A 23,395-nucleotide genomic window follows, 5' to 3' on the forward strand; every position below is an offset into this window, starting at 1 on the left:
TAGTTGTACGAGGAATGCGTGATGGCGCAGGAACGAGCCCGGTCGAAAGACGCGAAGTCGGACGACACCGAGAAATCGCCTGAGGACAAGCAATCCGACGCCAAGAGGTCCCGCTTCGCGGCGACCGACCGGCCACGGCCGGACGCTTCAGGCGCTCCAAGCGGCAAGCGGCGCATCTCCCTGACGGAACGTTTGCAGCAGCGCAAGGCGACCGAAACGCCTGCAGCACCGGCTGCGCCCGAGCTCAAGGCGGAACGGGACGAAGAGCCCGATGCCGCCCAACCGGCGCGCCGCCGTCCGGCGGGCCCCCCGCCGCGCAGGCTCGCTACCCCCGCCAATGACGACCTCCCCTCTATCGGCGGTCTGATCTTCTCGCTGCAGCAGAAGCCTTCCAGCACGCCTTTCGTCGTCGCCGCCGTGGCGAGCGCCGTGTGGTTCGTGATCGGCGGCTTCCTCAGCTATGGGCTGCTGACCTCCGAAAGCCTCTCCACCACGCCGAGCACCCTCGCCGCGGCGATGGCCATCGTCATCCCGATCGCGATCTTCTGGTTCCTCGCCCTGCTGGTATGGCGCGCCCAGGAGCTGCGGCTGATGGCATCCGCCATGACCGAAGTGGCCGTTCGTCTTGCCGAACCCGACAAGCTGGCGGAGCAGTCCGTCGCGTCGCTCGGTCAGGTCATCCGCCGCCAGGTGGCGGCCATGAACGACGGCATCTCCCGCGCTATCGGCCGGGCGAGCGAGCTGGAAGCGCTGGTCCATAACGAAGTGGCCGCGCTGGAGCGCTCCTACGGCGATAACGAGACCCGGGTCCGCGGCCTGATCAGCGAGCTGGCGAGCGAGCGCGAAGCGCTTTTGAACAATTCCGATCGCGTCAGCGCATCGCTCAAAGGTGTGGGCCAGCAGGTGGCCAAGGACATTGCCGCCGCGACCAACGAGATCGACAAGAACCTCGCCGATCGCGGTCTCAAGCTGACCCAGCTTCTGGTGGCGCGCTCCAACGAGGCCGCCCAGGAAGTCTACAAGGTTCAGGACGCGATCGCGGCAAAGATGCCCGGCCTTCTGCAGGAGCTCGGCAAGGAACAGCTCGGCCTCACCAAGCTGGTCGAGGATGCCGTGAACAACCTCGCAGCCCTCGAAGGGGCGGTCGGCTCCCGCACGGAACAGTTCGACCGGGTGATGCAGGAGCGCAGCGCCGGTTTCGCCATGAGCTTGGCGGAGCGGATCCAGGGGCTGGAGTCCCTGGTCGAGGACGGCACACGCCGTATCGAGACGACGATGCAGGAGCGCAGCGACATTCTGGAATCGCGGCTCCAGGAGCGGGCAAACGCGCTCGGCTCCCAGATCGATCGCGGAGCGCAGACCCTGGTGAAGACCCTGGAGGACGGCACGGAAGTGTTCGCCGTGTCGGCCGACCAGAGCATCACCGGCCTGGAGAGCGCGCTGCGCTCGCGTACCGACGCCTTCACCTCCAGCATCAACCAGGGCGCAGTGGCGCTGGACCGCACCCTGGCGGAACGCTCCGACTCCGTTTCCAAGGCGCTCAATGCGCGGCTTAATGCGGTCGACACGGCATTCGGCGAGCGGGCGGGCGCGGTGGCCAAGGGTATCGACGAGCGCCTGACGGCCATCGACAAGATCCTGGAGCATCGCACGGTCGCTGTCGCCCAGGGGCTGGACGAGCGGCTGACGCTTCTGGACAAGGCATTCGAGGAGCGCGGCAATGCGGTGAACAAGGGGCTGGACGAGCGTCTCACCCTCATCGCGAAGACCCTCGACGAACGCGGCGGCTCGGTCACCAAGAATCTCGACGACAAGCTGGCCCTTCTGGACAAGACCTTCCAGGAGCGCGGCGCGCAGGTCTCCAAGACCCTCGACGAGAACATGAAGGCGATCGACGAGACCTTCGAGCAGCGGACGGCCTTCGCCACCAAGCGGATGGACGAGCGGCTGATCGCCATGGACAAGCAGCTCCAGCACCGCGCCGGAGAGGTGGCGAAAGGCCTGGACGACCGTCTCAAGGCCATCGACACCACGATCGAGCAGCGCGGCGGCGCGGTCACCCAGGGGCTCGATGCGCGGCTCAAGGCCATCGACACGACCTTCCAGCAACGCACAGGCGAAGTGGATCAGGTTCTGGCCAAGCACGTTCAGGGCGCCGAGCAGACTTTCGGCCGCCAGACGGAGCTGCTGCACCGGGTTCTGTCGGAGAACTCAGCGTCGCTGCAGGAGACCGCGGCGATCGTGGGCAAACAGTCCGGCCAGGCCGTCGATGTGCTGACCAAGCAGACGGATTCCTTGAAAGAGGTCTCCTCCGGCCTGTTGGAGCAGATCCACAGCCTCACCCAGCGGTTCGAGAACCAGGGCCAGGGCATCCTCACCGCCGCGAAGGCGCTGGAGACGTCCAACACCAAGATCGACTCGATCCTGGAGAGCCGCCACCAGGCGATCATCGGCCTGCTCCACACGGTCAACTCGAAGGCCCGCGAGCTGGACGACCAGATGAAGACCTATGTGGGCGTCATCACCAATTCGATGACGGAGGCGGAGGAGCGTGCCAAGCACGCCACCCAGCTGCTCTCCCGCGATACGTCTCATCAGGCCCGCCAGGCGGTCGCTCAGATCGAGAAGCTTCGCACCGACGCGCAGAACCACACGGCCCGCGCCGTCGCCGATCTGAAGAACAGCTTCGCCAAGGTGATCGGCGATCTCGGTCAGCAGATGGAGCAGATGCGCGGTCAGTTCGCCCATACCACTCAGGGCATGCGCGAGGTCGCCCGGCAGACCGCGGGCGATCTGGAGTCTCTGCGCCACGAGATGCAGACCCGCATGGAGGCCCTGCCCGAGCATACCGCCCAGGCGACGGAAGCGATCCGCAAGGCGCTCGCCAACCAGATCTCCGAGATCGAGGCGATCACCCCGGTCCTCACCAGCGCCGCGACCCAGGGCATCAGCCAGGGTCTGGGACAAGCCGCCGGACAAGGCTCCTCCCGCGGCCAGGAAGGCGCGTATCGCCCCTCCTCATCCTCCGCATCGAAGGGCACAGCCTCGTCCGCCTACGGGGGATCTTCGGATTACGGCGCGTCGCCTTACGACGCCGCCACGCCTCTGAGCGGCGAGACCATTCCGCCGGTGCATCAATACGATTACTCGCCGGTGCCGGAGTTCGATTCTTATGGCCGCCCGACCGGCGGCGCGTCGGGCGATATCGGCTCGGTGGCGAGCAATCTGGCCGAGCAGCTCAGCGGCGCTTCCTCCTATTCGGGTAGCGGATATGGCGGCTCGGGCAACGCCCGCAACACGGGCGGCCAAGGCGGTAAGGCGGGGAATGCCTCCGGCCGGCCGCAGCAGCCTCCGCGCAACGCGAAGCCTGGCGGCAGCACCGCGCCTGGCGGCTTGCGGCTCGACGAGATCGCACGGGCGATCGACCAGCGGACCGCGGCCGATGTCTGGCAGCGTTATCGCTCCGGCCAGGAAGGCGTGCTGAACCGCCGTCTCTATACCCAGGAGGGGCAAGGCACGTTCGACGAGATCAGCCGGCGCTACACGCGGGACGCCGAATTCCGGGCCACCGTGGACCGCTATATGAGCGATTTCGAGCGGCTGCTCGGCGAGGCCGAGCAGGCCGATCCGGAAGGGCGGATGCTGGACAATTATCTCGTCTCCGAGACGGGCCGCGTCTATCTGCTGCTCGCCCATGCCAGCGGTCGGCTGCGCTAGGAACGCAAGGTCGCCTGCGACATGTCTCCTGAGGAAGGCGCCATAGGGCGCCAGCCCCGGCTGGCCGTCGTCACCGAGCGATGGCCGATTCGCGGCGGCTTCTCCATCTCCCGCGGCAGCAAGGACTTCGCTGAGGTCGCCGTGGCGACGCTCGCGTCGGGCGATGCGATCGGCCGTGGGGAATGCGTTCCCTATGGGCGGTACGGCGAGTCCATGGAAGGCGTCGTGTCGGATATCCATCGGGCCAGCGCCCAGCTGACTGGCCATGAAGACCGCGCGCATTTGCAGGACTTGCTGCCGCCAGGCGCCGCGCGGAACGCGCTCGATTGCGCCCTTTGGGATCTGGAGGCAAAGCTTCGCGGCAAGCCGGCCTACGCTCTCGCCGGGCTCGCTGCCCCTGAGGCCGTCGAGACGGCCTTTACGATCTCGCTGGATACGCCCGAGGCCATGGCCGCCAAAGCCAAGGCGGCTGCCCAATATCCGCTCCTGAAGCTGAAGCTCGGCGGCGACGGGGACGAGGCGCGGCTCGCCGCCATCCGTGAGGCGGCGCCGTCAGTCCGGCTCATCGCCGATGCCAACGAGGCTTGGCGGCCCGATAACCTGGAAGCTTTGATGGCGGCCGCCGGGCGCGCCGGTGTGGAGCTCATCGAGCAGCCATTGCCGGCGGGCGAGGACGCCGCTCTTGCCGGGATCACCCACCACGTCCCGGTTTGCGCCGACGAATCCGTGCATGACCGTGAGGGCTTACGCGCGCTCGCCGGCCGCTACGACGCGATCAATATCAAGCTCGACAAGACCGGCGGGCTGACCGAGGCGCTGGCGCTTCTCCGTGAGGCCCAGAGTCTCGACCTCAAGATCATGGTGGGCTGCATGGTCTCAACCTCGCTTGCCATGGCGCCGGCGATGCTGCTGGCGCAACAGGCGGATTGGGTGGATCTGGACGGGCCGCTGCTGCTGGCCGAGGACCGGCTCGCGCCGCTCGCTTATCGCGACGGGAAGCTTCAGCCGCCCGAGCCGGCGCTTTGGGGATGAAATCCCTGATTTCCGTTCGAATCAGCTAGATTCTCTCGCCATGGCCGAGGGACAGATGAATGCCGAGACCGCCGCTTGCGAAGGCGGACGGCAAGAGGATTACGCGAAGATCGAGACCGCGCTGCAGCAGACGCCGCGCGGGCGCTGGTTTCTCGCCGAGCATGCGCGCCGCAACCGCAGCGCCGACACGACCCTTGTGCTCTCCGCCATCGAGCGGCTCGAGCGGGTGGTGAAGGGAGGCGCTGAGAACGTATCGGGGAGCGCATCCGATCCCGCCGGAACGCCGGCGCGATCCTTCCCCGCCCTGCCCTTCGCGAGGCTGAAACAAGACGCTGAGACCGCCGCACGGGACGTGGCGGCCATGGAGCAGGCGAGCAAGGATGCCGCCGCGGATATTCTGATCGCCACGGAAGCCATTCAGGACTTTTCCTGGGAGATGCGGGACCAGGGGATCGACCGGAAGACCTGCGAGACCATCGAGCGGCATACCGCCGATATCTACGCCGCGTGCTCGTTCCAGGATGTGGTCTATCAGCGGAAGGAGAACGCCATTCATCTCCTCAGGCTGATTGCGGAGGCGCTGGAGACGGCGCTTGGCGGGCCGGCCTCGACGCACCAAGCCTCGGATGCGCCCCGTGAGAAGGATTCCGGTTCCGGGTCCAACGGAACCACGCCGCCGGAAGGGATCGCGGAACCCGACATTCCTCTGGCGCCGGAATTCGTCGCCGAGGGCGATATTTCCGACATGGCCGAGGTCCCGGCCGATTCCAGCTCCGGCTACGCCGAAGCCCCGACTGGGGAAGCCCAAGACCGGCAAGCTGCAGATCAGGCCGGAGCTTCGTCCCCTTTCCAGGCGGATGTAGCCCAAAGACCTACGGCGGGGCAGGACGACGAAAGCGCGAGAGAGCGGGATTCCCTAGACGCCGCCATGAGCCGCCTGGACGCGACAAGGCTGGCCCTACTGTTCGGCTGACCACAGTCGCGCGCACGGCGCGAAAGCCGAATCGTTTCAGTCGCTTACGATTTTTTCGGGCGAGACGCTTGCGGAAACTCTTGATTTCCGCGGGGCTGATTCCCATTTGAGTTTGGACGCACTATCCCCCAAGCGTCCCCCAATAGACGCATGAGTGCGAGACGCCCGGTTTCCCCCCAACCGGGCCGTCCTTCTATCTGAGGCCGGTTGGCATTGCGCCACCGGGTGAAGGTCCGCCGCCGAGGCCTGACGTCGTTTGCGGCAAGCACATTTTCCAAGAACTGATCGGCCGACACTTCCCAGCTGAATTTCAGCGCGTGGGCCCGTGCCGCGCTGCCGTCGAGCTCGAGTGCCTTGAGCGCGGCGTCGCGGAGATCCTCACTCAGCACGCCCGCCGCCGGATCGGTGACGACATCTTTCGGTCCGCAGACTGGATAGGCCGCAACGGGCACCCCGCTCGCCATGGCTTCCAGCAGCACCAGCCCGAAGGTATCGGTGAGGCTGGGGAAGACGAACACATCCGCCGAGGCGTAGATCTCGGCCAGTTCCTCGCCATGTTTGGGCCCAGTGAAGATCGCATCGGGATATTTCTTCTCAAGCATGGCCGCCTGGGGCCCGCCGCCCGTCAGCACCTTCTTGCCGGGAAGATCGAGGGAGAGAAACGCCTCGATATTCTTCTCCACGGCAATGCGGCCGACATAGAGGAAGACAGGGCCGTCGCCGAAGAGGCGCGATGGCCGGGGCCGGTAGTGCTCCGTGTCGACGCCCCGGGACCAAGGCATGATGCGCTCGATCCCCTCCCGTTTCAGCTGCTCGGCCATCGATTGGGTGGCGACGAACGTGCCGGCGGCGCGATTGTGGAACCAGCGCTCGACCGCATAGCCGAGCCGCAGTGGCACCGGCAGACGGGCCGAAACGTATTCCGGGAAGCGCGTGTGGTAGCTCGTCGTGAAGGGCCGCTTCCGCGTGATGCAGTAGCGTCGCGTCATGAGGCCCACCGGGCCTTCCGTCGCAATATGAATGAAGTCGGGGGCGATCTCTTCTATCCGCCGCGCCACCTTGCGGGGCCATGCGAGCGCCAGCCTGATCTCCGGGTAAGTGGGGCACGGGACGGTGCGGAAGTCCTGGGGTGTCAGGAAATGCAGCTCATCCCCCCGCTTGGCGACCTCCTTGGCCAGGCGATCGTAGGTGCACACCACACCATTGACCTGGGGGTGCCAGGCATCCGTGGCAACGAGCACCTTCATCAGGCCGCCGCCTCGAGCTCCTCGTCGGGGATAGGCTGGGGTCTTACCCCGGAGATCGCGGGGGTCCATCGAATAATCTCGAACGTCCCCGCCTGGGTCTCGGCGACTGCCGTACAGCTCTCGACCCAGTCTCCGGTGTTGATATAGGTCACCTCGCCGATCTGGCGCTTCGCGGCATGATGGATATGGCCGCAGATGACCCCTTGTGTCCCACGGCGGGCTGCCTCTTGGACAAGCGCCGCCTCAAACTCACCAATGTAATTCACCGCACGCTTCACTTTGTGCTTCAGATACGCAGACAAAGACCAGTACGGCAGTCCGAACCAACGCCGCATCGTGTTGAAATGGGTGTTGATCCAGAGCGCGAAGTTGTAGGCGCCGTCGCCGAGGAAGGCGATCCACTTGGCGTAGCGGACCACCACATCGAACTCGTCGCCGTGCATCACGAGGTAGCGCTTTCCGTCGGCCGCCTCGTGAATGGTGTCCCGTTCCACCCGGATGGCACCGAAGCTCGCGCCGCAGTAGTCGCGCAGCACCTCGTCGTGATTGCCGGGGATGACGATCAATTCGGTCCCCTTGCGCGCCCTACGAAGCAACTTCTGCAGAACGTCGTTGTGATATTGCGGCCAGTAGACGCCGCGGCGGATCCGCCAGAAATCGACGATGTCGCCGACCAGGTAGATCTTCTCGGCCTCGACCGTCTTGAGGAATTCCAGGAACGCCGCGGCCTGCGAGGCCTTGGTGCCCAGGTGAATATCGGAGATGAACAATGCCCGGTAATGCTTCACTTCAGGGCGGGGTGTGAGAGGTGTAACCGGCATATCCATGATGATGCGGCAGGTAAGCCCGTATTGTTTCAGGGATGTGACAGGCGACACGGGTGCGTCATGTTGAAGGAACGGCTTGAGACGGTGCTGGGCGACGAAATCGTCCAATCGGCCAGTTTGCCCGTCGGCTTCGGTCTGGAGGGGCTGGAGGTCCGGCTGCGCGATGGTCGGCATCTCGCCGTAAAGGCCATGCGATCGCCTGGGAAAACCCAGCTTTCCAATGGGTTATGGGCAGCCCCCCTGAAGATCGAAGGCTATATGCTGAGCGAGCTGCGCCGGCTGTCGGATTTCCCGGTGCCGGCGGTGCATCATTGCGATGCCGATCTGCTGGTGATGGATTTCATCGAGACCGACGGCGGACGCATCACCGGCGCCGTGGAACGGGATGCCGCGGAGATCATCGCGGCCCTGCATTCGGTCCGGGGAACGCGATTCGGCTACCCCAAGGACACTGTGATCGGCCCCCTTCCCCAGCGGAACCCAGAGTCCGATCGCTGGATCCCGTTCTTCGCGGAGCATCGGCTGATGGCCATGGCGCGGATGGCCCATGAGAAGGGTCCGCTATCGACCGCCGATCTGGGGCGGCTTGAGCGCCTGGCTGAACGGCTCGACGAATACCTTGTGAAGCCGGATCACCCCAGCCTGCTCCACGGCGATCTCTGGACCGGCAACGTGCTGTTGAAAGGCGACCGAATCGCTGGCTTCGTGGACCCGGCCATATCTTTCGGCCATCCGGAGATCGAGCTGGCCTTCACCACCATGTTCGGGACCTTCGGGAACGCCTTCTTCGACGCTTACGAGGCGATCTCGCCGTTGGAGCCGGGCTTCCATACGCTGCGGAAGGATCTCTACAATCTCTATCCGACACTGGTGCATGTCCGGCTTTTCGGCGCCGGATACCTGGGAGGCATCGATTCGACGCTACGGCGAATCGGGCTTTAGAACCCGCGTTTTGCGGCCGTTTTTTCACCTACGGACGCACAAAAAAAACCGGCCCGCAAAGCGGGCCGGTTTTCCCTGCGAAACGAGTTGGCTCGGAGGCTAATGCCTCAACAAGGTCTCCAACTCGCCCCCCCAATGTCTCCCGGATCCTTACTTCTTATTGGATCGGATCCGTTCAACTGTCCCTCGAACCTCTCGGTCCGTTTGGAGCCTTACGTCCCCCGACTTGGCTCCAGTTTGACGCCTCTTGAGGCAGTGGGCCCCCCAGCCCGTGTGCCCCCGTCTAGTGGAGTTAAGCTACCCAGCCCCCCGATCTGCATCAAGTTTGCGCAATACCCCAAAATGCAAATCGCAAAGTCCTGTTGCAAAAATGCACTCGGCCTTCATTCGTCGGGTGAATGGAGCGAAAGGATTGTCTGTTTATCTTTCCAAAACAATGCTTTACGGTTTTCTTTCTGACTTCGACGGCGTCGGCGAAACCGGATAAATTCGCTCGATCAAGAAAATTTCCTAGCGACGTCAATCGCCTCTGGGCCGGAATTCATGTGACCAGAAAAACACACCCCCGCCGGCGAGGCCGATATGACCCCTTTTTCGATCTCTCGGCGATACCCCATGAGAGGGGCGCGATTCGACAAAAAGGGCAGCGCCGGGACGCCGCCCTCTTCCTGTGGCCAAGTCTCATATCACCGAGACGCAATCGCCAAGCCGCAGATCGCCAGGCCCTGCGCGGTTTCGTACGGACCGATCGGGCGCGGACCCGGTCGCGGTCAGGAGTCGTTGCCGCCGATTTTGATCTTCAGGCCGCCATAGACGGCAGCCGGTGCGGTCTCAAACCCGTAGACCTCCTGATAATCCGCATCGAAGAGGTTCTCCGCGCGTGCGAAGACCTCCATTCCCGGCTTGAACTCGTAGCTGCCGGCCAGACGGACGGTCGTATAGGAGTCCAGCTGGACGCGGGTCGGCGTGTAGAACGGAACGGCCAGAGCCGTATCCTCCATAGTGCCATTATAGATGACGCCCAGGCGGATATTCGCCTTGTCTTCGGCGAACCGGTAATCGACGTCCACCCGCCCGGCATGCTCAGGCCGGCGAATCTCCACGAGCCCGGCCGGGTCGAACGCCCGCAGATGAGTGTAGGCCCCGCTCAGGGTCAGGCCGTCGGCGATGCGCCAGGCGGCGGAGAACTCCTCGCCGCTCCGGTGGCTGGTGCCGGGGAGGTTCACCGCGGTCGAGGAGAGGCCGATATAGTCGGTGGCGATCTCGTTCTCCAGATCCGCCTCGAAATAGGTCACATCGAACAGCACGCGGCCCTTCATGAGGGTCAGCTCGACGCCCGCGTCCCAGCCGAACGATTCCTCCGGGACGAGATCCGGATTGGGCACGAAGCTCCCGGGTATCTGGCCGTAGAGCTCGAACATGGTGGGCTGCTTGGCGCCGGTGCCGACGCTCGAGTGGACCCGCACGGGGGTGTTCGTCACCGCGTAGGACCCAGCCACGCGATAGGTGGTGAAGTCCTCGACATTGCTGTCGTTATCGTCGTGGCGCAAGGAGGCGACGAGGTTGAGCTGATCGAGGAAATCGCCCCGATACTCGATGGCCGCGGCCCGGGTCTCCCGGCTCCTCTCGATATTGTCGGCAGTGACGGGGGTGAAGCTCTCCTTCGTGGTTTCCAGCAGCCCCGTCACTGCGTGGTGGGCATCGAGGAAGGCCGGGGTGTCGCCGGAGAAGGTCGAGATGTAACTGTTCTCGACCCGCTGACCGTCGTTCCGATACGGGAAGAAGCTTCCTCCGAAGAACGAGTAATCGTCGGCCGTCGTGTCGCTGTAGTTGCTCTTGAAGTGCTGCACCCAGTGGCCGTCGAGGAGGGTCGCCGTGGCGTCGATGCCTGCCACGCGATTGCGCTGCTCGAAATAGGAGGGGTCGTCGCGCTGGATGAAGAACGGACCCGGACCGATGCCGTCGGCATCGCGACCGCCATCGTTCTGGTCCAGACGCAGCACGCCGTCGACCTTCAGCCAGGGAAAGACCTGGACGCCGCCCTTGGCGAAAGCGTTGGTGACGTCGGCGAAGTCGTCCTCATCGCCGAACCGGGAGATGTTGAAGCCGTCGCTCTTGCGCTTCTGGAAGCTGAAGATGCCGTGGGCCTCGTCATTGCCGCCAGACAAGGTTGCGGCATAGCCCTGGCTGGTGAAGCTGCCGCCTTCGGCACGCAGGATCGCCTGGGCCGGCCCCTTGCCGGACTTGGTGACGATATTGACCACGCCGCCGGCGGCATTGGAGCCGTAGAGGCCGCTCTGGGGCCCCCGGATCACCTCGATCCGCTCGATATCGTTGGCCAGGAGGCTGGCGAAATCGAACTCGCCATTGGTGGTGGAATTCACCTCCACCCCGTCGATCACGACGAGGGTGTGATTGGCCTCGGCGCCGCGAATGCGGACCTGGGTGAGCCCGGCGAAGGAACCGGCCTGGCTCACCTCGACACCCGGCAAGCTGCGCAGGGCATCGGCGGCATGACGGATCTGCTGCTGCTCGAGATCCTGGGACGTCACGACGCTGACGGCACTGCCGGTGGTCGGCAGACGGCGGGCCTCTCCCGGCGTGACGGCATTGCCGCTGACAGCGCCGGCTTGCACGTCTTCGCTCGGCCCGGAAGCCGCGCCGCGGCGGGCAGGCGCCTGCGGTGCGCTCGCCGGCTCCCGCGTCGTCTTCTGTAGCGAATTGTCGAGCGTCGCGCCTTCCACCACGATGGGCGGCAGGATCAGCTCGTCCTCGAGCTCGTAGGAATTCTGCTCAGAACTCTCCTGAGCGACGGCCTGCCCGGCCGTGCATACGGTGAAGATCGTCAGGGCGCCAATAAGCGCCCTCCCCCCAGAATCGGTCATCGGAGATGTCCCCCCAATTGGTTGCCGTTAGCGGGCCAACCTTGGAGGGCGCTTCATGGCGCAACGCGCACGACGCCTGTCGCGATGCTGGCGGAAAACCAAACGCGCTAAGCTCATCGAGACGACCCTCCTTAGTCAGCCTGAGGATCGTCACCACTCCGGGAGTAAAGCCGTTCCTCCGCGCCCCACGCACGGGAAGATGGGTGACGCTCGATGGGCAGGTCTCCTGGCTCGCAGCGTCTCTAACCGCCTGCTCCGCCTTCCCAGCGTCACCGCCAGTGGCATTCGGAGCAGACATCGCTGCTTACAGTTGCGGGGGCAGCCGCGGAGTGGAGCAAAGCCCGGCACCGCGTTCCCTTTTCACCCGCCCGGCGAACGGCCGAACGGGAACCCACGAGTTCGCGCATGTAACGGGACGGCTCGTATTCGAGTCAAGATGTTCCGTACGCGGCAGAGATAGGCTCGCGATTTTGCGGCGGGCAGTTGCCGCGCGGCTTCAGCCTATGCAACATGCGCAAAATTTTTTGGCTTTGGGAGATCAAGCAGATGAAATTGTTGCGGTTTGGCGAGAAGGGTGCGGAGAAACCGGGGCTGCTGGACGCCGAGGGCGCGATCCGCGATCTCTCAGGCAAGATCGACGATATCGCCGGCGATGTGCTGACGACCCAGGGTCTCAAGAAACTCGCGGAGATCGATCCCAACACCCTGCCGAAGGTCGAGGGCGAGCCCCGCATCGGCGCGCCGATCGGCCTGGTGCAGAAGTTCCTGGGCATCGGGCTGAACTACAGCGACCATGCCGCCGAAACAGGCCTGCCCGTGCCGGAGGAACCCATCGTGTTCGTGAAGGCGAGCTCCTGCATCTGCGGCCCCAACGACAACGTGCTGATGCCGGACGGCTATGAGCGCATGGACTGGGAGGTCGAGCTCGGCGTGGTCATCGGCGATCCGGCGAAGCGTATTTCCGAGGCCGAAGCGCTCGATCACGTCGCTGGCTACACGATCTGCAACGACGTCTCCGAGCGGCGGCTCCAGGTCGGCGGGCCCGGCGAGTGGTTCAAGGCCAAGAGCTACGATACGTTCGGCCCCATGGGTCCCTGGGTCGTGACCAAGGACGAGATTCCGGATCCCCAGGCGCTGAACCTCACCCTCGACGTGAACGGTGAGCGCATGCAGACCGGCTCCACCTCCACCATGATCTTCAACGTGGCCCAGCTGGTCGCCTATATCAGCCGCTTCATGACCCTGATGCCGGGCGACGTGATCAGCACAGGCACGCCTCCCGGGGTCGGCATGGGCCGCAAGCCGCGCATCTTCCTGAAGGACGGCGACGTGATGCATCTCGCGGTCGAAGGCCTCGGCGAGCAGACCCAGAAACTCGTGCGGGGGAATTAGCGCCGATCTCATGGTTTAAGGCGCGCAGCGTCGCTGCGCCCCTCACCATGAGGTGTCACACACCTCATGGCCGTCATAGCGGCGCAAGCCGGGATCCAGTCGCAGATTCAATACGTATCGCTGGATACCGGCTTTCGCCGGCATGACGCCCCGATACGGGATTCCCCGAACTCAGTTGTCGTCTTCCGCGGAGGCCCACTCCCCGTCCCACCAGCGATAGAAGTGGTGCACGGGGCCCTTGCCGTAGCCGATCATGATGTCATCGGCGGCCTTGATCGCATCGGTGAGGTAGTGCTTGGCGAGGCGGACGGCTTCGGCGAGCTCCGCCCCTTTCGCCATCTCCGCGGCGATGGCCGAAGAGAGCGTGCAGCCTGTGCCATGGGTGTGTTCGGTCTTCACCTTGGGCGCGGTGAAGCGGGCCATTTCTCCGTCGAACAGGATGTCCACGGCCTCGCTGCCCGGAAGGTGGCCGCCCTTCAGCAGCACCGCTTTCATACCGGACTCATAGAGGCGTTCGGCCTGGCCGATCATGGCCGCCTCGTCTTGGGCGACTGGTTCGTCCAGGAACTTCGCCGCCTCCATCAGATTGGGCGTCACCAAGTCGGCCAGGGGCAGCAGCATTTCCCGCATGGCTTCCACCGTATCCTCGCCGATCAGGGGATCGCCGCTCGCCGCGATCATCACCGGATCGACGATCACCGGCACCTCGGGGAGCTCGCGCAAGCCTGAGAGCGTCTCGGCGATGGCGCCGACGATCTCCGCATTCGCCAGCATACCGATCTTGATGGCGTCGACGTCGAGATCCGAGGTGACCGAGGTGATCTGCGCAGCGACGAATTCCGCCGGCGCCGCGATCCAGCCCTGGACGCCCTTGGTGTTCTGAGCGGTGAGCGCGGTGATGACGCTGGCGCCATAGACCCCCAGGGCCGAGAACGTTTTCAGGTCGGCCTGGATGCCGGCGCCGCCGCCGGAATCGGAACCTGCGATGGTGAGCGCGATGGCCGTCATGGGAGCGTGAGAACCTGGTTGCCCGGGGCGCCGATCATCGAGTCGTCTGAGTCGGTTAGCCGATATTGGTGAGATTCGGGAACCACTCTATCAGCCAATTGGCGATGAGCGTCATGGAGTTGGTGAGGAAGAGGATGCCCGTCAGCACCAGGAACGCGCCGAGCACCTTCTCCATCTTGGAGAGATGGCGGCGGTATTTCTCCAGCAGTTCCAGGAAGGGCCGGATGGCCACGGCGGCCAAGATGAACGGAATGCCGAGACCGAGGGAATAGACGAGCAGAAGCAGAACGCCCTGGCTGATCGTGTCCTCCTGGGCTGCGAAGGCCAGGATCGTGCCCAGCACCGGTCCAATGCACGGCGTCCAGCCGAAGGCGAACGCGAGACCGACGACATAGGCGCCGATGAATCCGGCAGGCCGCGATTCGACGTGATAACGGGCCTCGCGGTGGAGGAAGTTCAGGGTGAACACACCCAGGAAATGCAGGCCCACGATAATGATGACCACACCGGCGATCTGGCTGAGAAGCTCCAGATGGCCCTGTACGAGGGAGCCCAAGGTGGTGGCCGTCGCGCCCAACATCACGAAGACGGTCGTGAAGCCCAGGACGAAGGCCACGGCCGACATGATCACAGTGCCGTAGACGTGGTCCGGTGTCTCTTCGTCGCCGGCGAGCTGGTCGAAGGTGGTGCCGCCGAGGAAGCAGAGATAGGGCGGGACCAAGGGCAGCACGCAGGGGCTCAAAAAGCTCAAGAGCCCTGCCAGGAGGGCGCCGAAATACGTAACGGTCATGGAACAGCTTTCAAACGAGATGAGACTCTTCGGCCCGGCGGCCCTGGGCGGCTACCTCCTCGTCCGGGTCCGTCTTGCGAGAACGGCGAGACTGCGCGGCAGTTCGGGCAGGCTGTCGATGATGACGTCGCCGCCCATCTCGGACGGCGGCAGCTTGGAATAGCCGTGGCTCACCAGCACGATACCGGCGAGCTCTGCCGCCCGCGCCGCGCCGACATCGGCGGTGCTGTCGCCGACCATAACGGTTTGGGACGGCTTGGCACCTAACTTCTGCATCACATGTACGAGAGGCGCAGGGTCGGGCTTCTTGGGCAGATCCGTGTCCCCGCCTTGGATGAAGGCGAAGCGGTGCGCGATCTGCAATCCTTCCAGCACGTCTTCTGCGATGGACTGGGGCTTGTTGGTGCAGACGCCGCAGACGATGCCGGCCTCGCCCAGGGTCTGCAGCATGGCCTCGGCGCCTTCGTAGGTGCGGGATTTCTCGACCGGGTTCGCCGCATAGAGCTCATAGAGGCGCGCGACCAGGGCTTCGCGTTCGGCTTCGCCCAGCTCTGCGTCGCGAGCTTTCAGAGCCCGCTCCATCAATGCCTTCAGGCCGCCGCCGACCATGAGCCTCACCTGATCGACCGGAAAGGGCTCGATGCCGACCTCCGCGAGACCGGTATTGAGGGCCGTCGCGAGATCTTCGGCCGTATCCGCCAGGGTGCCGTCGAGATCGAAGACCACCGCCTTCGGCCAGATGCCGCCGGCGCGGTGCAAGAAGGGGAGCACCGAGGCGAGATAGGCATCGGCGATCTGGTGCTGGCTTCTATCGGGCATTAGGCCGCCTCTTTCCGGGCTGCTTCGGCGCGCGTCCGCAGGCCTTCGATATTGCCTTTGTAGTCGCCGCCCTTGAAGACGCCGGAGCCGGCCACGAGGGCGTTGGCGCCTGCTTTCACCACGTCGGCGACAGTATCGGCATTCACGCCGCCATCGACCTCGAGATCGATCGGGCGGTCGCCGATCATCGCGCGAATATTGCGGATCTTTTCGAGCTGCGAGGTCAGGAAGGCCTGGCCGCCGAAGCCCGGGTTGACGGTCATCACCAAGATCAGATCGACCTTATCGAGCACGTATTCAAGGGCGGATTCGTGGGTCGAGGGGGTGAGCGTGACACCCGCCTTCTTGCCGAAGCTCTTGATGAGCTGGAGGGAGCGGTCGAGATGGGGGCCGGATTCGGCATGCACCGTGATGATGTCGGAACCCGCCTTGGCGAAGGCTTCGATATAGGGATCGCAAGGCGCGATCATGAGATGGACGTCGAAGGGCTTCGGCGAGTGAGGGCGCAATGCCTTCACCACGTCGGGGCCTATTGTGATGTTGGGCACAAAATGGCCGTCCATCACGTCGACATGGATCCAATCGCAGCCGGCCTCGTCGATGGCCCGCACGTCTTCGCCGAGCTTGGCGAAGTCGGCGGAGAGGATGGATGGCGCAATGATTATCTCGCCGGTCATGATGACCCTCATAAGTCCCGAAACTTACCGCACTCTTAGCCAGTCGGCGGTGCGCTGTCCCGCCCTATAACAGCTGTTCCGCCCTATAGCACGCCGGGAGGCGGCGTGCCCTACCCCTCCGTAACGGCGGGGCCCGTTCTCCCCGCCCTTGGCTCGGGCGAGCCGCGACAATTCGCTGCGCGATCTTCCATCCGGCTGGATCGTTGTCACTTCTGAGAGGCAGGAAGGTATTGGCGAAGCGGAAAAGCCGTCTGCAAGCTTCTGCCGTCATTTCCTACCGTCCGGTCAGCCGATAACAAGAAGGATCGCCGCGCCATGCGGAATGCTCCCGACTCGTCTTCCGCTCCCGTCGGATTCGTCCTGTTCGCGCTCGCGCTCGGCGGCTTTGCGATCGGCACGACCGAGTTCGCGGCCATGAGCCTGCTGCCGTTCTTCTCCGAGGAGCTGGGGCTCGACAAGCCGACGGCTGGGCACGTGATCAGCGCCTATGCGCTAGGCGTGGTGATCGGTGCCCCCGTCATCGCGGTTCTCGGCGCGCGGATCCGCCGGCGGACGCTGTTGATCGGGCTGATGGTGACGTTCGCGCTCGGCAATCTCCTGACGGCGACCTCCGGAAGCTATCAGTTCATGATGCTGTCCCGGTTCCTCTCCGGTCTGCCCCACGGCGCCTATTTCGGTGTCGCGGCCCTGCTCGCGGCGGAGCTCGTGGGCGCCCACAAGAGAAGCCAGGCCTTCGCGCGGGTGATGCTGGGCCTGACGGTAGCGACCATTGCAGGCGTGCCGCTCGCGAACGGGATCGGGCAGTATTTCGGCTGGCGGTGGGCCTTCGTGCTGGTCAGCGGCCTGGCGCTTCTGGCGGCCGCTCTGCTGCATCTGTCGGCGCCGCGGGTGGCCGAGCCGGAAGGCGGCGCCCCCCTCACCGAGCTCGGCGCGCTCGCCAAGCCGCAAGTGTGGCTGACGCTGGCCATTGGCGCGATCGGCTTCGGCGGCATGTTCGCCGTCTACACTTATCTCGCCTCCACGGTGCTGCAGGTCACGAATGAACCGCCGGCGATGATCCCCCTCACGCTGGCCGTGTTCGGCGTCGGGCTGACCATCGGCAATCTGGTGGCGGGCTGGGCGGCGGACAAGGCGCTGATGCCGACCGCTGGCGCCGTGCTCGTCTGGAGCCTGGTCGCGCTCACGATCTACCCCTTCACAACGGGCAGCCTCGGGACGCTCTGCCCAGCCGTGCTCGCGATCGGGTGCGGTGGCGGGCTCGCCACGGCGCTGCAGATTCGGCTGATGGATGTGGCCGGCCAGGCGCAGACCCTGGCGGCCGCCCTGAACCATTCGGCCTTCAACTTCGCCAATGCGCTCGGGCCATGGCTGGCCGGCATGGCGCTCGCTGCCGGGTGGGGCCTGTCGGAGACCGGTTGGGTCGGGAGCCTGCTGGCGATCTGCGGACTGTTCTTCTGGGCCTGGTCGGTCTTGCTGGACCGCCGGCAAACGCCGAAAGCGGAGATGGCCCCGGCGGAGTGAGCTGGGAATAGAAGGACAAACGAAAAGACCGCCTCCTTCGAGAACCGCTTGCGCGGCCGTCCCGGTTCAAGCCCGGGACAGGCTCTCAGGATGACGGTCTTTCGATTACCGTAGGATCGGCTTTGATCTAGCGTTCTGCTATTCGGCGGCCTTGGCCATGCCGATCTTCGGGTCGAGCTCGCCGGAGGCGTATCGCTCGGCCATCTCGGCCATGGGAATGACCTTGATCTTGGAGGCCCAGCCGGCGGTGCCGAAGGCTTCCAGGCGCGCCACGCAGACTTCCTTCATGGCCGCGACGGCGGGCTTCAGGAACTTGCGGGGATCGAACTGGGATTTGTCCTCGGTCGCGACCCGGCGCAGCGTCGCGGCGCAGGCGATACGCAGATCCGTGTCGATATTGACCTTGCGCACGCCGTGCTTGATGCCGCGGACGATCTCGTCGACGGGCACGCCGTAGGTCTGGGGCATCTCGCCACCCCATTTGTTGAATTCTTCCTGGAGCTCCTGGGGCACTGAGGACGAGCCGTGCATCACCAGATGCGTGTCGGGGAGCTTCTTGTGGATGGCCTCGATAACGTTCATGGCCAGCACATCGCCGGTGGGCTTCTGGGTGAACTTGTAGGCGCCGTGGGAGGTGCCGATGGCGACAGCCAAGGCATCCACCTTGGTCTCGGCGACGAATTCAGCCGCCTGGTCCGGATCGGTCAGCAGCTTCTCGCGGTCGAGCTTGCCCTCAAAACCATGGCCGTCCTCGGCCTCGCCCGAGCCGGTCTCGAGGGAGCCGAGGCAGCCGAGCTCGCCCTCCACGGAGGCGCCGACCATATGGGCCATCTCGGTCACCTTCTTGGTGACGTCGACATTGTAGTCGTACTCGGTCGGCGTCTTGCCGTCCTCGCCGAGGGAGCCGTCCATCATGACCGAGGTGAAGCCGTGCTGGATGGCGGACAGGCAGGTGGCGGCGTTGTTGCCGTGGTCCTGATGCATGCAGATCGGGATCTCGGGATAGAGCGCCTGGAGACCCTCGATGAGCTTGGCGAGCATCAGATCGCCCGCATACTGACGGGCGCCGCGGCTCGCCTGGATGATCACCGGCGCGTCGGTCTGCTTGGCGGCCTGACAGATGGCCAGCCCCTGCTCCATGTTATTGATGTTGAAGGCCGGCACGCCGTAATCGTGCTCGGCCGCGTGATCGAGAAGCTGTCTTAGGGTGATCAGTGCCATGGTCGAACCTCTTTAGCTTTAGGTCTCCGCCGTCAACTTTTCGTCTCGGCCGTATCGTGCGTCTCTGCTGCCAGCGCGGCGATGCCGGGGAGCTGCTTGCCCTCCAGCCATTCCAGAAAGGCGCCGCCGGCGGTCGAGACATAGGTGAAGTCGTTCAGCACGCCGGCGCTCTTCAGCGCCGCCACCGTGTCGCCGCCGCCCCCGACGCTCACGAGCTTGCCCTCCTTCGTCAGGCGGGCCGCTTCGCGGGCCACCTCGAACGTTCCCTCCTCAAAGGGCGCGATCTCAAATGCGCCGAGGGGCCCGTTCCAGAGCAAGGTCTTCACATCGGCCATCCTGCGCTTCAGGTCGGCGACGGTATCGGGGCCGACATCCAGGATCATGCTGTCCTCCGGAACGTCCGAAATCGAACATTTCTCGGTGTCGACGCCGGATTCGAGAGCCTTGGCGGTGACGGCATCCGTGGGAAGAACGATCTCGCAATCGCTCTGGTTCGCGTGGCCTTCGATTCTCTGCACCAGACCAGTGGCATCCTCCTCGCAAAGGGATTTTCCGACATCGATCCCGTCTGCGAAGAGGAAGGTGTTGGCCATGCCGCCGCCGACGACGATGACGTCGGCCTTCTGGGCGAGATTGTCGAGCACGGCGATCTTGGTCGACACTTTTGAGCCGCCGACGATCGCCATGACCGGACGCTGCGGGTCCTCCAGCGCCTTCTCCAAGGCGCGGATCTCCTCCAGCATCAGCAGGCCGGCATAGGCGGGAAGCCGCTTGGCGATCGCGTCGGTCGAAGCATGGGCCCGATGAGCCGCCGAGAAGGCATCGTTGACGTAGAGGTCGCCGAGGGATGCGAGTTCTTCGGCGAAGGCTTCGTCGTTCGCCTCCTCGCCCGGGTGATAGCGAAGGTTCTCCAGGAGCACGATGTCGCCGGGCTGCATGGCTGCGATCGCATCGTGGGCGACCTTGCCGATGCAGTCCTGGACGAACTCGATCTTGGCGTCGGGCAGGATCGTGCGGAGAGCATCCGCCACGGGCTTCAACGAGAACTCCGCGATCCGCTCTCCCTTAGGCCGGCCGAAATGGGAGATGAGGACGATCTTCGCCCCCTTCTCCTGCAGTAGCTCCAGGGTCGGCACGAGTCGCTCGATACGGGTGGCGTCGGTGACGTCCCCATCCATCAGCGGCACGTTGAGGTCGGCGCGCAGGACCACGCGCTTGTTCTCTGCGTCGACGTCCTGGACGGACCGGATGCGGGAGAGGTCGACCGTCATGGGATGAGCTTCTCCATGGCCGCGGCAGTGTCGCTCATGCGGTTGGAGAAGCCCCACTCGTTGTCGTACCAGGAGACGACCCGGCAGAAGACTCCGTCAATAACCTGGGTGCTCGGCAGATCGAAGATCGAACTCCGGGGGTCATGGTTGAAGTCCGACGAGACCAGTGGCTTGGCGTTGACGCCGAGGACACCCAGGAGCTCGCCATTGGCGGCCTTCGTCATGGCCTCGTTGATCTCATCCACCGATGTCGGCTTGGACGACTGGAAAGTCAGATCGACCATGCTGACATTGGGCGTCGGCACGCGGATGGAGGCGCCGTCGAGCTTGCCCGCCAGCTCCGGCAGCACCAGGCCGATGGCCTTTGCCGCGCCGGTCGAGGTTGGGATCAGGTTCACGGCGCTGGCGCGGGCCCGGTACGGATCGCTGTGGAATGTGTCCACGGTCCGCTGATCGCCCGTATAGGAGTGGATCGTCGTCATGTAGCCGCGCTCCAGGCCGACCACATCGTTCAGCACCTTCACGACCGGCGCGAGACAGTTGGTGGTGCAGGACGCATTGGAAACGACGAGATTGTCCTGGGTGAGGTCCTTGTCGTTGACGCCGTAAACCACGGTCAGGTCGGCGTTCTTGCACGGCGCGGAGACGAGCACGCGGCGCGCGCCGGCCTCCAGATGCTGGGCGGCCGCGTCGCGATCCGTGAAGCGCCCGGTGCACTCCATGACGATATCGATATCGAGGTCCTTCCAGGGAAGCTGCTCCGGATCGCTTCGGAGACGACCTTGATCTCCTTGCCATTGGCCCGGATGTTTCCGTTGGAAAGGCTGACGTCCATGGGGAGACGTCCATGTACGCTATCGAACTCGAGCAGATGGGCGTTCATGTCCGCCGGGGCCAGATCGTTGATGGCCACGAAGTCCAGATCCTCCCTGCCCGACTCCAGATAGGCTCGCAACGTGAGCCGTCCGATTCTGCCAAAGCCGTTGATCGCGACGCGCTTATTCGACATCTCTCCTCGCTAGTCTTTCGTATCTAATCTTTGCCGAGGCAGCTTCGCGCAGCGGCGGAGACAGCCTCGCTCGTAATGTTGAAGTGGTTATATAGGTCTTTGGCAGGCGCTGAAGCCCCGAAGCTCGACATTCCAACGAACGCGCCATCCAATCCGATCCATTTGTGCCAGCCGAATTCCATGGCGGCTTCCACGGCGACGCGCGGCGCGGTGCCGAGGACTTCCCGGCGATATTCGGCCGGCTGGGCTTCGAAAAGCTCCCATGACGGCATGGAGACCACGGCGGCCTTGATGCCTTCCTTGGCGAGGGCCTCGGCCGCCTGGACCGCCAGCAGAACTTCGGAGCCGGTGCCGAGCAGGGTCACGTCCCGCTCGCCGTCCGCCTCGCGCAGCACGTAGGCGCCCTTTGCGGAAAGGTTCTCGTCGGTCGCCTCGGTCCGAAGGAGCGGAAGGCCCTGACGGCTCAGCGCCATGATGGACGGCTTGGTCCGGGAGAGCAGTGCGACCTCCCAGCACTCGGCGCATTCCACAGAATCGGCGGGGCGGAAGACGTTGAGGTTCGGCATGGCGCGCAGGGCGGCCAGATGCTCGACCGGCTGATGGGTCGGACCGTCCTCGCCAAGCCCGATGGAGTCGTGGGTCATCACGTAGACGACCCGCTTCTTCATGAGGGCGGACAGGCGGATGGCGGGACGGCAGTAGTCGGTGAAGACCAGGAAGGTGCCGCCATAGGGCACGAAACCGCCATGGAGCACCATGCCGTTCATGGCGGCGGCCATGCCGTGCTCGCGCACTCCCCAATGGATGTAGTTGCCGGAGAAGTCTTCCGGCGTGATCGGGGTATGGGCCTTGGTCAGGGTCCCGTTGGAGCCGGTCAGGTCGGCGGAGCCGCCGATCAGATGGGGCACCAACGGGGTGAGCCGCTCCAGCATCTTCTGGGAGGATTGCCGGCTCGCAAGCTTCGACTCCTCGGCGACGAACTGGGCCTTGGCCTCGCGCACCGCATTCTTGATTTTGATCGCGACGTCTTCGTCGATGGGCTCGACAAGGGCGCTGCGCTCGGCCGCGTCCAGCTTGCCCGCCCGCTCCATCCAGGCCTCGTAGGTGTCACGATGGCGGGCGCCAGCGGCACGCCAGCTCGCAAGCACCTGCTTCGGGATCTCGAAGGGTGCGTGGGGCCAGTTCAGCTTCTCGCGGGATGCGGCGATCTCGTCCGGTCCGAGCGCCGAGCCGTGGGTGGAGGCGGTGCCCTGCTTGTTGGGCGCGCCAAAGCCTATGACGGTCCGGCAGGCGATCATGCTCGGCTGGTCGGTGACGTTACGGGCATTTTCGATGGCGACCGCGATGGCCTCCGGATCGTGCCCGTCGACACGGGCGACATGCCAGCCCGACGCCCGGAAACGCTCCAGCTGATCGTCGGAGACGGCGAGATCCGTGTCGCCGTCGATGGAGATGTGATTGTCGTCGAACAGCACGATCAGCCGGCCGAGCTTCATGTGACCGGCCAGCGAGATGGCCTCGTGGCTGATGCCTTCCATAAGGCAGCCGTCTCCGGCGACCACATAGGTGAAGTGATCGACGATGTCGTCGCCGTAGCGGGCGTTGAGCATGCGCTCGGCCATGGCCATGCCGACGGAGTTGGCCAGCCCCTGCCCCAACGGACCGGTGGTTGTCTCCACGCCCGTCGTGATGAAGTCCTCAGGATGACCCGGCGTCTTGGAGCCGAACTGGCGGAAGTCCTTGATCTGCTCGATATCGACGACCTCGGAGCCGGTCAGATAGAGCAGCGAATAGAGCAGCATGGAGCCGTGGCCCGCCGACAGCACGAAGCGGTCGCGGTCCGGCCATTCAGGATGCTCGGCATCGAATTTCAGGAATTTCGTGAACAGCACAGTGGCCACGTCGGCCATGCCCATGGGCATGCCGGGATGGCCCGAATTCGCCTTCTCGACCGCATCCATGGCGAGAAAGCGGATCGCATTCGCCATGTCTTCGCGGGTTGCGGCGGGGGAAGCCTGCTCCGGGTTCAGGCTCTCGGCCATAACAGTCTCCAATGCGTAAGTT

At 64.7% G+C, this 23,395-nt stretch carries 16 protein-coding genes, 1 pseudogene and 1 riboswitch; of the genes and pseudogenes, 6 read left to right on the forward strand and 11 right to left on the reverse strand.

Annotated features, from left to right (window positions below):
- The first annotated feature begins 21 nt into the window (after nt 1–21).
- The 3 genes from A7A08_RS03580 to A7A08_RS03590 are packed head-to-tail and all read left to right on the forward strand — an operon-like array spanning nt 22 to nt 5,722.
- Nucleotides 22–3,717: a coiled-coil domain-containing protein gene (locus tag A7A08_RS03580; protein WP_069094118.1), complete on the forward strand. Its 3,696-nt coding sequence runs from the start codon at nt 22–24 to the stop codon at nt 3,715–3,717.
- Between the two features lie 21 nt (nt 3,718–3,738).
- Nucleotides 3,739–4,749 (forward strand): N-acetyl-D-Glu racemase DgcA, encoded by a 1,011-nt coding sequence (gene dgcA, locus A7A08_RS03585; protein WP_069094119.1) that lies wholly within the window; start codon nt 3,739–3,741, stop codon nt 4,747–4,749.
- 40 nt (nt 4,750–4,789) lie between these two features.
- Entirely contained in the window at nt 4,790–5,722 is a 933-nt protein-coding gene (locus A7A08_RS03590; protein ID WP_141693823.1) for a hypothetical protein, read from the forward strand.
- A 44-nt stretch (nt 5,723–5,766) separates the two neighbouring features.
- Here A7A08_RS03590 and A7A08_RS03595 read toward each other — a convergent pair whose 3' ends face one another.
- Complete coding sequence (locus A7A08_RS03595) at nt 5,767–6,969, reverse strand: glycosyltransferase family 4 protein (RefSeq protein WP_069094121.1); 1,203 nt, start codon at nt 6,967–6,969, stop codon at nt 5,767–5,769.
- The gene (locus A7A08_RS03600) at nt 6,969–7,790 is read right to left on the reverse strand and encodes a UDP-2,3-diacylglucosamine diphosphatase (RefSeq protein ID WP_069094304.1); all 822 of its coding nucleotides are present in this window, start codon (nt 7,788–7,790) and stop codon (nt 6,969–6,971) included. Before A7A08_RS03600 ends, A7A08_RS03595 begins: the two co-directional genes overlap by 1 nt.
- 66 nt (nt 7,791–7,856) lie before the next feature.
- Between A7A08_RS03600 and A7A08_RS03605 the strand changes: the two genes are divergently transcribed.
- Nucleotides 7,857–8,738 (forward strand): fructosamine kinase family protein, encoded by an 882-nt coding sequence (locus A7A08_RS03605; RefSeq protein ID WP_069094122.1) that lies wholly within the window; start codon nt 7,857–7,859, stop codon nt 8,736–8,738.
- A gap of 770 nt (nt 8,739–9,508) precedes the next feature.
- Here the strand turns inward: A7A08_RS03605 and A7A08_RS03610 are convergent.
- Nucleotides 9,509–11,623 (reverse strand): TonB-dependent receptor plug domain-containing protein, encoded by a 2,115-nt coding sequence (locus A7A08_RS03610; RefSeq protein WP_069094123.1) that lies wholly within the window; start codon nt 11,621–11,623, stop codon nt 9,509–9,511.
- Nucleotides 11,624–11,822: 199 nt separating this feature from the next.
- Nucleotides 11,823–12,034, reverse strand: a riboswitch (cobalamin riboswitch).
- Between the two features lie 135 nt (nt 12,035–12,169).
- Between A7A08_RS03610 and A7A08_RS03615 the strand changes: the two genes are divergently transcribed.
- Nucleotides 12,170–13,015 (forward strand): fumarylacetoacetate hydrolase family protein, encoded by an 846-nt coding sequence (locus A7A08_RS03615; RefSeq protein WP_069094305.1) that lies wholly within the window; start codon nt 12,170–12,172, stop codon nt 13,013–13,015.
- 171 nt (nt 13,016–13,186) lie between these two features.
- On the opposite strand, the gene thiD is transcribed toward A7A08_RS03615, so the two are convergent.
- The 4 genes from thiD to rpe are packed head-to-tail and all read right to left on the reverse strand — an operon-like array spanning nt 13,187 to nt 16,309.
- Nucleotides 13,187–14,023, reverse strand: a complete 837-nt coding sequence (gene thiD, locus A7A08_RS03620; RefSeq protein ID WP_069094124.1) for a bifunctional hydroxymethylpyrimidine kinase/phosphomethylpyrimidine kinase — start codon at nt 14,021–14,023, stop codon at nt 13,187–13,189.
- Between the two features lie 55 nt (nt 14,024–14,078).
- The gene (locus tag A7A08_RS03625; RefSeq protein ID WP_069094125.1) at nt 14,079–14,813 is read right to left on the reverse strand and encodes a cytochrome c biogenesis CcdA family protein; all 735 of its coding nucleotides are present in this window, start codon (nt 14,811–14,813) and stop codon (nt 14,079–14,081) included.
- A gap of 51 nt (nt 14,814–14,864) precedes the next feature.
- Complete coding sequence (locus tag A7A08_RS03630) at nt 14,865–15,632, reverse strand: HAD-IA family hydrolase (RefSeq protein WP_083226408.1); 768 nt, start codon at nt 15,630–15,632, stop codon at nt 14,865–14,867.
- On the reverse strand, nt 15,632–16,309 hold the full coding sequence (gene rpe, locus A7A08_RS03635) for a ribulose-phosphate 3-epimerase (RefSeq protein ID WP_069094307.1): 678 nt from the start codon (nt 16,307–16,309) through the stop codon (nt 15,632–15,634). Before rpe ends, A7A08_RS03630 begins: the two co-directional genes overlap by 1 nt.
- A gap of 315 nt (nt 16,310–16,624) precedes the next feature.
- Here rpe and A7A08_RS03640 point away from each other — a divergent pair, with 315 nt between their 5' ends.
- Nucleotides 16,625–17,830 (forward strand): MFS transporter, encoded by a 1,206-nt coding sequence (locus tag A7A08_RS03640; protein ID WP_069094126.1) that lies wholly within the window; start codon nt 16,625–16,627, stop codon nt 17,828–17,830.
- 138 nt (nt 17,831–17,968) lie between these two features.
- Here the strand turns inward: A7A08_RS03640 and fba are convergent, their stop codons facing one another.
- The 4 genes and pseudogenes from fba to tkt form a co-directional block, all read right to left on the reverse strand.
- Nucleotides 17,969–19,051: a class II fructose-bisphosphate aldolase gene (gene fba / locus A7A08_RS03645; protein WP_069094127.1), complete on the reverse strand. Its 1,083-nt coding sequence runs from the start codon at nt 19,049–19,051 to the stop codon at nt 17,969–17,971.
- 32 nt (nt 19,052–19,083) lie between these two features.
- On the reverse strand, nt 19,084–20,322 hold the full coding sequence (locus A7A08_RS03650) for a phosphoglycerate kinase (protein WP_069094128.1): 1,239 nt from the start codon (nt 20,320–20,322) through the stop codon (nt 19,084–19,086).
- Nucleotides 20,319–21,331, reverse strand: a pseudogene (gene gap / locus A7A08_RS03655) (type I glyceraldehyde-3-phosphate dehydrogenase). The gene A7A08_RS03650 and the pseudogene gap overlap by 4 nt, the downstream one beginning before the upstream one ends.
- A gap of 23 nt (nt 21,332–21,354) precedes the next feature.
- Nucleotides 21,355–23,373, reverse strand: coding sequence for a transketolase (gene tkt / locus A7A08_RS03660; RefSeq protein WP_069094129.1), 2,019 nt, complete (start codon nt 23,371–23,373; stop codon nt 21,355–21,357).
- Nucleotides 23,374–23,395 lie beyond the last annotated feature (22 nt).

The sequence above is a fragment of the Methyloligella halotolerans genome (assembly GCF_001708935.1).
Taxonomy (GTDB): domain Bacteria; phylum Pseudomonadota; class Alphaproteobacteria; order Rhizobiales; family Methyloligellaceae; genus Methyloligella; species Methyloligella halotolerans.